General features: G+C 71.6%; 9 protein-coding genes and 1 pseudogene. 5 read left to right on the top strand and 5 right to left on the bottom strand.

Annotated elements, in window-relative coordinates:
* The 3 genes from ACFYW8_RS05335 to glgB all read left to right on the top strand — a co-directional run.
* The coding region (locus ACFYW8_RS05335) for an alpha-glucosidase C-terminal domain-containing protein (RefSeq protein ID WP_389068103.1) at positions 1–338 on the top strand (338 nt) is incomplete at its 5' end.
* Positions 339–385: 47 nt separating this feature from the next.
* Positions 386–1,759 (top strand): phosphotransferase, encoded by a 1,374-nt coding sequence (locus ACFYW8_RS05330; RefSeq protein ID WP_389068100.1) that lies wholly within the window; start codon positions 386–388, stop codon positions 1,757–1,759.
* A 163-nt stretch (positions 1,760–1,922) separates the two neighbouring features.
* Entirely contained in the window at positions 1,923–4,085 is a 2,163-nt protein-coding gene (gene glgB / locus ACFYW8_RS05325; protein ID WP_389068159.1) for a 1,4-alpha-glucan branching enzyme, read from the top strand.
* A 33-nt stretch (positions 4,086–4,118) separates the two neighbouring features.
* Here the strand turns inward: glgB and ACFYW8_RS05320 are convergent, their stop codons facing one another.
* Both ACFYW8_RS05320 and ACFYW8_RS05315 read right to left on the bottom strand, forming a co-directional pair.
* Positions 4,119–5,546, bottom strand: a complete 1,428-nt coding sequence (locus tag ACFYW8_RS05320; protein ID WP_389068098.1) for a M1 family metallopeptidase — start codon at positions 5,544–5,546, stop codon at positions 4,119–4,121.
* A gap of 275 nt (positions 5,547–5,821) precedes the next feature.
* Positions 5,822–6,610: a PIG-L deacetylase family protein gene (locus ACFYW8_RS05315; RefSeq protein ID WP_389068095.1), complete on the bottom strand. Its 789-nt coding sequence runs from the start codon at positions 6,608–6,610 to the stop codon at positions 5,822–5,824.
* 281 nt (positions 6,611–6,891) lie between these two features.
* Here ACFYW8_RS05315 and ACFYW8_RS05310 point away from each other — a divergent pair, with 281 nt between their 5' ends.
* Positions 6,892–7,791 carry a Gfo/Idh/MocA family protein gene (locus tag ACFYW8_RS05310; protein WP_389068091.1) on the top strand — a complete coding sequence of 300 codons (900 nt, stop codon included), beginning with the start codon at positions 6,892–6,894 and terminating at the stop codon, positions 7,789–7,791.
* Positions 7,792–7,968: 177 nt separating this feature from the next.
* Positions 7,969–8,918, top strand: a pseudogene (locus ACFYW8_RS05305) (ATP-dependent DNA ligase).
* A gap of 60 nt (positions 8,919–8,978) precedes the next feature.
* Here the strand turns inward: ACFYW8_RS05305 and ACFYW8_RS05300 are convergent.
* The 3 genes from ACFYW8_RS05300 to ACFYW8_RS05290 form a co-directional block, all read right to left on the bottom strand.
* A complete protein-coding gene (locus ACFYW8_RS05300) occupies positions 8,979–9,347 on the bottom strand; it encodes a DUF6479 family protein (protein ID WP_365876149.1) in 369 nt (122 codons plus the stop codon).
* Positions 9,348–9,494: 147 nt separating this feature from the next.
* Positions 9,495–10,313: a methyltransferase domain-containing protein gene (locus ACFYW8_RS05295; RefSeq protein WP_389068087.1), complete on the bottom strand. Its 819-nt coding sequence runs from the start codon at positions 10,311–10,313 to the stop codon at positions 9,495–9,497.
* Between the two features lie 48 nt (positions 10,314–10,361).
* Positions 10,362–11,672: an MFS transporter gene (locus ACFYW8_RS05290; protein WP_365876145.1), complete on the bottom strand. Its 1,311-nt coding sequence runs from the start codon at positions 11,670–11,672 to the stop codon at positions 10,362–10,364.
* Between the last annotated feature and the right edge of the window lie 64 nt (positions 11,673–11,736).

Here is an 11,736-nt window from a genome sequence, read left to right as displayed (position 1 = left end):
TGCACTGGACCCGCCGCATGATCGAGATCCGCAAACAGAACAAGGCCTTCGGACTCGGCTCCTACACCGAACTCCAGTCCTCCAACCCCGCCGTCATCGCCTTCCTGCGGGAATACCGGGACGACCTCGTGCTGTGCGTGCACAACTTCTCCCGCTTCGCCCAGCCCACCGAACTCGACCTGCGCGAGTTCAACGGCAGACACCCGGTCGAACTCATCGGCGGCGTGCGATTCCCGGCCATCGGCGAACTGCCGTACCTGCTGACCCTCGCCGGTCACGGCTTCTACTGGTTCAGGTTGCGCCCCGCGGTCGGGCCCGGCACCACGAGGCGATCGTGACCTCGTGCCCCTCGACAGCCCGCCCGCCTCTGAAAGGACGTGTCGTCATGGCGAACACCGCTCTGCAGCGTCCGAGCGGCCTCGGCACCGCTCCGCTGCTGACCTCGCTGGCCGAGCTGCTGCGCGCCTGGCTGCCGCGGCAGCGCTGGTTCGCGGGCAAGGGCAGGCCGGTGACGGATCTGACGCTGCTCTCGACGACCGAGCTGTACCCGGGGTGTCTTCATCTACTGGTCCGCACCGAGCACCTCGGCCCGCCTGCCCACGGCAAGACCGGCACGCCCGTGGCCGAGGACTGCTACCAACTGCTCCTCGGTGTACGGGAAGTCCTGCCGCCGCGGCTCGCCCACGCCTTCATCGGCCGGGCGAGTGCCGGCCCGCTGGCCGAGCTGACCGTGTACGACGCCTTTCACGACCCGAAGGCGACGGGACTGCTCCTGGAACGGCTGCGCCGTTCGGGCAAGGCGGGACCGCTGCGTTTCGAGCGCGATCCGCGCTTCACCGTGCCGCCCGGTCTCACGCCGCGTCTCCTCGACGCCGAGCAGTCCAACTCCTCCCTGGTGTATGGCGACGCGTTCATACTGAAGGTCTTCCGGCGCGTCCAGCCCGGCATCAACCCGGACCTGGAGGTGCCGCGCGCGCTGGCCCGGCAGGGCTGCACCCGCGTCCCCGCGCCGGCCGCCTGGTTCCACACCTCGGAACCGCAGGAGGCGACCCTCGGCGTCCTTCAGCCGTATCTGCGGGACGCCGCCGACGGCTGGACCCTCGCACTCGAATCCCTCGGCTCGCGGAAGGACTTCACCGGCGAGGCGTACGAACTGGGCCGGGCCACCGCCGAGGTGCATCTGGCCCTGGCCACGGCCTTCCCCCTGGACGCGCCGAGTCCGTACCGGAACAAGCGGCTCGCGGACGCGATGCATGAGCGGCTCGACGCCGCGGTCCGGTCCGTTCCCGAACTGCACCCGCACGCGACCGGGTTGCGGTCTGCGTTCGACGCGCTCGCCGCCCTGGACTCGGCCGTCCGCCCCGCCCAGCGCATCCACGGCGATCTCCACCTCGGCCAGGTCCTGCGGGCCGGGCAGCGGTGGTCGGTGATCGACTTCGAGGGTGAACCGGCCCGCCCGATCAGTGAACGTCGGCGTGTCCAGTCGCCCGTGCGTGATGTAGCGGGCATGCTGCGGTCCTTCGACTACGCGGCCCGCTCCCGGCAGCCCTGGCGTCCGGAGTGGGCGGAACGCTGCCGCGAGGCCTTCTGCGCGGGTTACGCCGTCGCGGCGGCCTGGGACCCGCGCGAGGAACCAGAACTGCTGCGCGCGTACGAGACGGACCGCGCCGTGTACGAGGTGCTCTACGAAGCACGGCACCGTCCGGACTGGCTGCCCGTGCCCATGGCGGCGGTCGGACGACTCGCCGACCACCCCTGACCTCCAACCACCAGCCCCCGACCATCAACCCCCAACCCGCTGTCAGCACCCCCACCGACCACCCTCAACACCCCCACTTCGAGAGGCCCAAGCCGTGACCCGCACCGCATCCACCCGCGTACGACGGGCCAAGCCCGCCGCCACGTCCGCGCAGCACGCCGCGCTGGACCCCACGGATCGGGGGCGTCTGCTGTCCGGCGCCCATCACGATCCGCACGCGCTGCTGGGTGCCCATCCGGTCCCGGGCGGGGTCGTGTTCCGGGCGCTGCGGCCGTACGCCCAGGGTGTCGCGGTGATGGTGGACGGGCGGCGTACCGAGCTGGACGATCTGGGCGACGGGCTCTTCGGGGCCGTGATGCCGCTCGACGCGATTCCCGCGTACACGCTGCTGGTGACGTACGACGGCACCGAGTCCGAGGCCCAGGACCCGTACCGCTTCCTGCCCGCGCTCGGCGAGCTGGACCTGCATCTGATCGGTGAGGGCCGGCACGAGGAGCTGTGGCGGGCGCTCGGCGCCGAGCCGATGACCCACGAGGGTGTCGAGGGAACGCGCTTCACCGTGTGGGCACCGAACGCTCAAGGGGTGCGGGTCTGCGGGGACTTCTGCCATTGGGACGGCGCCGCCGGATATCCGATGCGCTCACTCGGATCGTCCGGCGTGTGGGAGGTGTTCCTGCCCGGCATGGGTGAGGGGGCGCTCTACAAGTTCGACATCACGCGCCCCGACGGATCCCGCACCCTGCGCGCCGACCCGATGGCCCGCCGCACCGAGGTGCCCCCGGCGACCTCCTCGGTCGTGACACGGTCGTCGTACACGTGGCAGGACACGAAGTGGATGAAGGAGCGGGCGAAGCGCCGCCCGCTGCACGAGGCGCCGTTCTCGGTGTACGAGGTGCATCTGCCGTCGTGGCGACCGGGACTGACCTACCGTCAGCTGGCGGATCAGCTCCCGGCCTACGTCACCGGCCTCGGCTTCACCCACGTCCAGCTCATGCCTGTCGCCGAGCACCCCTTCGGCGGTTCCTGGGGCTACCAGATCACCGGGTTCTACGCCCCCACAGCACGTCTGGGCACCCCCGACGACTTCAAACACCTCGTCGACGCCCTCCACCGCGCCGGCGTCGGCGTCCTCATGGACTGGGTCCCCGCCCACTTCCCCCGCGACGACTGGGCCCTGGCCCAGTTCGACGGACGCCCCCTCTACGAACACGCCGACCCCCGGCGCGCCGACCACCCCGACTGGGGCACCCTGGAGTTCGACTACGGCCGCCGCGAGGTCCGCAACTTCCTCGTCGCCAACGCCACCTACTGGTGCGAGGAGTTCCACATCGACGGCCTGCGCGTCGACGCCGTCGCCTCCATGCTCTACCTCGACTACTCCCGCGAAGAGGGCCAGTGGGCCCCCAACGAACACGGCGGGCGGGACAATCCCGACGCGGTGGCGTTCCTCCAGGAGATGAACGCCACGGTCTACCGCCGCAACCCCGGTGTCGTCACGATCGCCGAGGAGTCCACGGCCTGGGACGGCGTGACCCGTCCGACCTCCGACGGGGGACTCGGCTTCGGGCTCAAGTGGAACATGGGCTGGATGCACGACTCGCTGGAGTACGTGCAGCACGAGCCGGTCCACCGCAAGTACCACCACGACGAGATGACCTTCTCGATGGTGTACGCCTACAGCGAGAACTACGTCCTGCCGATCTCCCACGACGAGGTCGTGCACGGCAAGCAGTCACTCGTCTCCAAGATGCCCGGCGACTGGTGGCAGCGGCGCGCCAACGCCCGCGCCTACCTCGGCTTCATGTGGGCCCACCCCGGCAAGCAACTCCTCTTCATGGGGCAGGAGTTCGCGCAGGGCGGGGAGTGGAAGGAGGCCGAGGGTCCCGAGTGGTGGCTCCTCGAACCCGGCTACTGCGCCGAGGCCGACCACCGCGGTGTCCAGGATCTCGTCCGCGACCTCAACACCCTCTACCGGGGCGAACCCGCGCTGTGGGAACGCGACACGGACCCGTCCGGCTTCACCTGGGTCGTCGGCGACGCCGCCGACGACAACGTGTTCGCCTTCCTGCGCCACGCCGCCGACGGCACCCCGCTGCTCGCCGTCTCGCACTTCTCCCCCGCCGTCCGCCACGGCTACCGCCTCGGTGTCCCCGAGGACATCCCCGCCTGGCGCGAAGTCCTGAACACCGACTCGCTTCGCTACGGCGGCAGCGATGTCATCAACCCCGAGCCGGTGAAGGCCGAGGCGATCGGCATGCACGGCCGTCCGACGAGCATCGAGCTGACGCTGCCGCCCCTCGCGACGGTGTGGCTGCGGCCGGCCTGAGCCGACCCGCAGCCACACCGGGGCAGGCCCGTCTCAGGGAGAGGCGGGCTTGCCCGACGTGAAGAGCCAGGTGTGGAAGAGGCCGGAGAGGTCCTTGCCGGACTCCCGCTCGGAGAGCTTGATGAACTGGGCCGTCGTGGCGTGCCCGTAGCGGGGGCCGGCGGCCCAGGCGCGCAGGATGCGGAAGAACGCGGTATCGCCGACGGCCGTGCGCAGCTTGTGCAGGACCATGGCCCCGCGGGCGTAGACCGGCGTCTCGAAGATGTGCTCGCCGCTGCCGGGATCGCCGGGCGGGAACGCCCAGAGGTCCTTGCCCGCGGGGGTGGCGTACAGCGCGTCGAAGGTCTTCTGCGCGCTCTTGCCGCCGTGCTGCTCGGTGTAGAGCCACTCGGCGTAGGTGGCGAAGCCCTCGTTGAGCCAGATGTCCTTCCATCCGGTCAGGGAGACGGAGTCGCCGAACCACTGGTGGGCGCTTTCGTGCACGAGGGTGCCCAGGTCGGGCGCGGAGTCGTACACGGGCCGGGTCTGGGTCTCCAGGGCGTAGCCGACCTGCGGCGCCCGGTCGACGATGGCTCCGGCCGCCCGGAAGGGGTAGGGGCCGAAGACCTTGCTCTCCCAGGCCAGTACGGACGGCAGCTTCTTCACGACCGGGGCGGCGGCGGCCGCCTCGCGGGGGTCGATCGCGTTGTAGACCTTGAGTCCGTCGCGGGTGGTGAACTGCTCGACCTTGAACGTGCCGACGGTGGCCGTGGCGAGGTAGGCCGCCATCGGTTCGGACTGCCGCCAGCGGAAGGTGGTCAGGCCGTGCGCGGTCCGCTGCCCGAGCAGGACTCCGTTCGCGACGGCGGTACGCCCCTTGGGGACGGTCAGCGTGAAGTCGTACGACGCCTTGTCCGCGGGGTGGCTGTTGGCGGGGAACCACGTCATCGCACCCTGGGGCTCACCGGCCACGAACGCGCCGTCGTCGGTGGGAATCCACCCGTCGAGGGAACCGTCGGGGTCGGTGACGGGCTTCGGGGTGCCCGAGTAGGTGACGGTGACGCGGAACTCCTGGCCCTTGCGCAGGGCGTCCCGTGGGGTGACGACGAGCTCCTGGCCGTCGCGCCGGAAGGCCGCCTTGGCGTGGTCGACGGTGACGCCGGTGACCTTCAGTCCGCTGAGGTCCAGGTCGAAGCGGGTCAGCCGCTGCGTGGCTCTGGCGGTGATGACCGCCTTGCCGTCGAGGTGACGGCCGTGCGGGTCGTAGCCGAGCGTCAGACCGTAGTGGTGGACGTCGTAGCCGCCGTTGCCCGAGAAAGGGAAGTACGGGTCTCCCGCACCCGCGGAGCCCACGCTCCCGGCCGCCGTGGCCGGTCCGGCCACGGTGAGCAGCGCGGCGAGCGCGACCGGGACGGCCGCGACAACGGCTTCGCGGCGAAGGACGGTTGTGCGTCGTGCGGCCTCTTGCGGGCGTGGTGTCACGTTCGCTCCTCCGGTTCGACGGTGATCACTCGCGCACAGCCTATGAGTCCGTCCCGGCGCCGACCCTCACGATCAGGTCAAGTCGCCGCCGGTGCGGTGTGCGCCCGAGTGAGGCTCCGTCCGTGGGTGGCCGCTTCGAGGACGGGCCCGGTTCGACCCGGCCGCCGTGCCGGCCCCGTCCTGCTCCGCGTGTCCGGGCCCGAGCCGATCCGCGCGTCCGGGCCCGTCCTGGGCCCTGCGTACCAGCCCGTACCGGCAGGGTGACCTGGTCGTGCTCACACCCAGGGCGGTGGGCCGTCGGGGATGAGCTGGTGGACGTCGAAGAGCACGGCGGACTCGACGCCGAGCGCCGGTCCGCCCATGCCGGCCGCCCAGGTGAGGAACGGCCGCGGTTCGAAGGCGCCGGCGCCCAGGGCCTTGGTGTACTCGGCGTGCGCCTCCAGCGAGGCGATGCCGCGTTCGAGGGGCTCGCCGGTGACGTCCACGCCGTGGGTGGGCTGTTCAGGTCCGGCGAAGCACACCATCCGGATGCCGTTCCAGGGCTCCAGTCCTTCGTCGGCGAGTTCGGGGAAGATCCAGCGGTTTCCCGCGTCGCGGGCCGCGTCGAGGACGGCCAGGCCAACCGCCCGGTGGTCCGCCTGGTTGGTGATACCGCCGATCATCCGCACCGTGAACGCGCCGGACACCACCACCTCGGGCCGGTGGCGGCGCATCGCGCGCACGATCTCCCGGCGCAGTCCGAGCCCGTACTCGACGACGCCGTCGCGGTGATCGAGGAACTCGACGCTCTCGACGCCGACCTGCCGGGCACCGGCCCGTTCCTCGGCCTCGCGCAGCGGTGCCGCCCGATCCGGGTGCAGGCCGTCGATGCCGGCCTCTCCCCTGGTCACCAGCAGATAGCTCACCTGCTTGCCCTGTGCCGTCCAGCGCGCGACCGCGCAGGCGGGGCCGTACTCGATGTCGTCCGGGTGAGCTGCCACGGCGAGACATCGCTCCCAGTCCTCCGGCAGCACGGGCAGGCCCGAACCGCCCGCGAAGCCTGCTTTGTCCTGTGTTGGGTTCATGTCCGCATGATGGCCCGTGGCAGGTCAGGACGGACAGAGGCGCGCTTCCCGGCGTCCGTGCGCCGGGTTCCGGCGCTCTCCGTGCGCCCGCCGGCCACGCCCCGGGTGCCGGGCGGGCCGGGAGGCACATCCACGGGATCCACTCCCTGGCCGAACACCGCCTCACCATGGTGAAGTCTGTCGACACGTCCGAAGATCCGACGCCCGCCCGCCGCCACCGCTCCCTCGTCGGCGCCGCCGCCGGTCCGACGGCACGTCAGGTCCCGTAGAGCGCAGAGGAGATGCCCGTGACCACCACCTCACCGACCTGGACTCATGCCCCCGTCAGGGTGGGGCTCGTCGGCGCGGGGCCCTGGGCGCGGGCCGTGCACGCGCGGGTGCTCGCCGCCGGACCCGAGACGCGGCTGACGTCGGTGTGGGCGCGCCGGCCGGAGGCCGCCCGCGAAACGGCGGCCCCGCACGGTGCCGCCGTCGCCGCGACGTTCGAGGAACTGCTCGACGACTGCGAGGCGGTCGCCTTCTCGGTGCCGCCATCGGTGCAGGCGACACTCGCCGTACGGGCCGCCGAGGCGGGCAAGGCCCTGCTTCTGGAGAAACCGCTCGCGCTCGGTCTGCCCTCGGCGCGGCGGCTCGTGGACGCGATCGACACGTCCGGCGTGGTCTCCCAGCTCGTGCTGACGAACCGCTATCACCCGGTCACCCGGCAGTTCCTCGCCGAGGCACGGGAACTGGACGTCTCGGGCGCGCGCGCCTGCTGTCTCAGCGGAGCCTTCCTGGGCGGTGACTTCGCGACCCCGTGGCGTCTTGAGCACGGGGCACTGCTGGACCTCGGACCGCACCTCCTCGATCTGCTGGACGCGGCCCTCGGGCCGATCGTCCGGGTGCGCGGCGCCGGGGACCCGCGCCGCTGGCTCGAACTCACCTGCGAGCACGACAGCGGCGCGGTGAGCCAGGCCTCCCTGTCGGGCTCGGTCGACGTCGAGCGCGGGATCACCCGCATCGAGCTCTTCGGCCGTCACCCCGAGCTGGTCCTCGACGGCGGAGCCCTCGACCACGAGGAGTCCTGGCCCGTACTGCGCCGCGAGTTCGCCACGGCCGTCCGGTCGGGCCGACCCGGAGAACTCGACGCCCACCGCGGACTGCACCTGCAGACGCTCATGGCCCAGGCGCTGGGAGACTAGGAGCCGGGGCTGGGAGGCCGGGGCTGGAAAAGCTGCGGGTTGCGGCTGGACCGCCCCGCAGCCTCGGACGGCCCGGCGCGGCCGTTCAGGGGAAACGCGCGCCGGTGAAGCGTGTGCCGTCGGTGGCGTGTCGAGAGAACAGCCGTGAACCTGCCGAACCTTCCGCTGATCGCGCCCATGCTCGCCACCCCCGGAACCCTGCCGGCCACCGCGCAGGACCTGCGCTGGGCGTACGAGACGAAGCACGACGGTCAGCGTGCCGTGGTCTACCTGCCCGGGGACGGCAGCGTGCTGCTGCGGGCCCGCTCCGGCGAGGACATCACCGCCGCCTACCCGGAACTGCGCGCTCTCGGCGGCGTTCTCGGCACGACCGCCGCGGTCCTGGACGGCGAGGTGCTGGTTCTGGACGAGCGGGGCCGGGGCGACTTCCAGCTGCTGCAGTCCCGGATGGGGCTCGCCCGGTCGCCGGACAAGGCCGCTCGGCGCGCGCTTCAGGCACCCGCTCATCTCGTCCTGTTCGACGTGATGCGTCTGGGGGACGACCTCACGGGCCTGCGCTATGCGCGGCGGCGGCAGACACTGGACAGCCTCGCGCTCGACGGCCCGTTCTGGTCGACGCCGGCGGCGCGCGTGGGGCACGGAGAGGAGGCCCTCCGGGCGACGCGGGAGAACGGTCTTGAGGGGCTGGTCTGCGAACGTCTGGACTCCGTGTACGAGCCCGGCGTGCGCTCACGGTCCTGGGTCAAGATCCGCAACATGAGGACCGCCGACGTCCTCGTCGGCGGCTGGGTCCCCGGGAAGGGGCGCCTGTCGGGACTGCCCGGCGCCGTGCTCCTGGGACAGCGTGACGCCGGGAGGCTGCGCTATGCCGGAAGCGTGGGCACCGGCTGGGACGCGGCCGGCCGAACGCGCCGAACCCGCCCGGCTGCTGCGGGCCGCCGAGACCGGCCGCTGCCCCTTCGACACTCTCCCGCGCGGGAGAGGCGCACTGGGTGCTGCCCCGGCTGGTGGGCGAGGTCCGCCACAGCACCCGTACCCGGGCCGGACTGCTGCGCCAGCCGTCCTGGCTGCGACTGCGTCCCGAACTCGCTCCCGAGGACTCGGCGGCCGACCTCCCGGAGGCGTGACGCGTGGTGCGCACATGAAGGAGCCGGCCGCTCGCGGCGGTCGGCTCCTTCGCGTCCCGGTCAGGTTCTGCCGGGTCCGCCGCTGCCGAAGGACCCGCTGGATCCCGGTTGCCAGCGCTTGCGATGCTGGTCATCGGCGTGTTTGGTACTCGCGGAGTGCATGTTGTACGGCATCAGCCGCTCGCTCTCGTCCGCGGCGTGCGGGACCTCGTCGGGTTCTCGCATCTCACGCTCCTCGTGCACCGCCCCGCCGTCGGGCAACCTGGGCTGCTCCTCTGCGGTGGGTGGGCGCGATTCCAGGTTCCGCACCCTGATGCCCATCCGGACGGCCCAGACGAGCGCGCCGGCGATGATGAGGCCGCCGATGAAGGCGGCACCCGCGTTCAGCGTCGAACTTGCTGCGATCAGATCTTGGCTCGCGGTGTACATGGTGTTCGCGTACCCCCAATACCAGGGGAAATCTGCGTACTAGTCCGTCAGCGACGGCCATCCCATTGTATTCCGGATCATTCCGGACGGTGCGCCGCGAACCCGGAACTGATCATTTCGGACGGTACGCCACGGCCCGGGACCTGATCACTCGGGTCGGTGTGCCACGGCCCCGAACATCGTCACGGACATGTGCAGGCCGCCCTGTCGCGCGGCCTCCGTGAGGTCCTCGTACAGGCGGTCGCGCTGCGTCTCGCCGATGAGTCCGCGGCGCAGCGCCGAATCGCCGAGCATGCGGATGAGGGGCCAGGCGACCGACGTGTGGTCCTGGAGCAGGGCCTGCGACCCGCGGTCGTCGACCACCAGCCCGGCGGCCGAGAGCCGTCCCACCAGTTTGCGTCCGGAGTACGGGTCGGCGGCCGCGGACAGCGCGCCGGTGGTGACCGCGGCGATCGTCTCGGGGTCTCCGGGGTGCAGGATCGTGGTCGCCCAGTCGGTGTCCAGCAGGGCGACCCGCCCGCCGGGGCGCAGCACGCGCGCTATCTCGAAGACGGCCTTCTCCGGCTCGACCAGGTGCTGGAGCACGCGCTCGCACCACACCACGTCGACCGTCGCGTCGGGCAGCGGCAGGGCGAGGGCGTCACCGTCGGCGAAGCGGGCGGCGCTGCGCTCCTCGGTCCCCCGCTGTTCGGCCACGGCGCGCAGTCCGGGGTTCGGTTCGATGCCGAGCACCCTGCCCCGGGGACCCACGGCGGCGGCGAGACGCCGGGTCTGCGAGCCGGTGCCCGCGCCGATGTCGAGCGCCCGCTCTCCGGGCCGCACCGCCAGTGCCGCGTGCGCCCAGGAACGCAGGCGTTGTACGCCGTCGTTGACGTCCTGAGCATCCAGGGCGCCCACGAGACGGGCGGTGCTGTCCGCGCTGATGTTCTGCGCGTGGAATTCCGACGTAGGTCGCGTGTCCCCCATGGCGTCACTCTAGAACCACCAAGGTCCATTCCCTATTCGGATCACTATTCAGATTGTGTAACGCCTCAGAGCCGGTGTGACAAATGCGAGCGCAAGCACCGCAATGATCACCAGAAGGCCGCCACCGGTGACCGCGGCGGGTGCCCCGAACGCCGAACCGGCCGTGCCGTGCAGGACGTCGGCGACGCGTGGGCCGCCCACGACGACGACCGTGAACACGCCCTGGAGCCGTCCGCGCATCTCGTCGGTGGCCGCGGACAGCAGGATCGCGCCGCGGAAGACCATGGAGACCATGTCGGCCACCCCGGCCACGGCCAGGAAGGCGACGGCGACCCACAGGCTGTCGCTGAGCCCGAATCCGGAGATGGCCGCACCCCAGGCCGCGACGGCGACGATGACCATCAGTCCGTGTCGGCGGGCGCGGGAGAAGGTGCCCGACATCAGGCCCCCGACGACCGCGCCGACGGGGATCGCCGCGAACAGCAGTCCGAGCGCGAGTCCCTCGCCGTAAGGGGCGTACGTCTCGGCGGCGAGCTGCGGGAACAGGGCGCGCGGCATGCCGAAGACCATGGCGATGATGTCGGCGAGGAAGGACAGCAGCAGCACCTTGTGCAGGGCGATGTAGCGGAAGCCGGCCACCACTTCGCGCAGGCCCGCCCGCTGTGCGGCCGCGCTCGTGAGCGGTGGCAGCGCAGGCAGCCGCAGGACGGCCCACACGGTGACGCACAGGGCGACGGCGTCGATCAGATAGAGCTCCGGCAGCCCGATGAGGGGAATGAGCGCACCGGCGAGCATCGGCCCGGCCACCGAGCCGGTCTGCATGACGGTCGCGCCGAGCGCGTTGGCGGCGGGCAGTTCGTCCGCCGGGACGAGCCGGGCGATGGACGCGCTGCGGGCCGGGGAGTTGAGGCCGAAGAACGCCTGCTGGACGGCGAGCAGGACCATCAGGACGAGCACCGACTCCAGCCCGGTGGCGGCCTGGACCCAGAAGAGCAGGGAGGTGACGGCAATGCCGGTGTTGGTGAGGAGGAGCAGCTTGCGGCGGTCCATGCTGTCGGCGATCGCGCCGCCCCACAGGGCGAAGACCACCAGGGGCAACAGGCCGGCGAGGCTCGCGTAGCCGACCCAGGCCGAGGAGCCGGTGATGTCGTAGATCTGCTTGGGCACGGCGACCGCGGTGAGCTGGCTGCCCACGGAGGTGACGGCGGTCGAGGTCCACAGCCGGCGGTAGGCGGGGCGGCGCAGCGGCCGGGTGTCCATGGCCCAGCGGCGCCACCCGGAACGGCTGGGCCGCTCGGCCTCCGCACTCCCCTCGGGCGAAGCGGTGCCGTTGTCCGTACTGCTCTGGCTCGTGTCCACGCTCATCCTGATTGCTCGATACATCTTTCGATTCGGGGATCACTATGTCCGAGCGTGAGCGGCT

The organism is Streptomyces sp. NPDC002742, from assembly GCF_042888885.1.
In the GTDB taxonomy this organism is placed as follows: Bacteria; Actinomycetota; Actinomycetes; order Streptomycetales; family Streptomycetaceae; genus Streptomyces.
This window is presented reverse-complemented; position numbering and strand designations above follow the sequence as displayed.

What these genes read in the sequence shown, in the direction of transcription:
- ACFYW8_RS05295 (WP_389068087.1), bottom strand. Translation starts at nt 10,313, where the DNA reads ATGGGGGACACGCGACCTACGTCGGAATTCCACGCGCAGAACATCAGC.
- ACFYW8_RS05315 (WP_389068095.1), bottom strand. Translation starts at nt 6,610, where the DNA reads ATGAACCCAACACAGGACAAAGCAGGCTTCGCGGGCGGTTCGGGCCTG.
- ACFYW8_RS05330 (WP_389068100.1), top strand. Translation starts at nt 386, where the DNA reads ATGGCGAACACCGCTCTGCAGCGTCCGAGCGGCCTCGGCACCGCTCCG.
- ACFYW8_RS05310 (WP_389068091.1), top strand. Translation starts at nt 6,892, where the DNA reads ATGCCCGTGACCACCACCTCACCGACCTGGACTCATGCCCCCGTCAGG.
- ACFYW8_RS05300 (WP_365876149.1), bottom strand. Translation starts at nt 9,347, where the DNA reads ATGTACACCGCGAGCCAAGATCTGATCGCAGCAAGTTCGACGCTGAAC.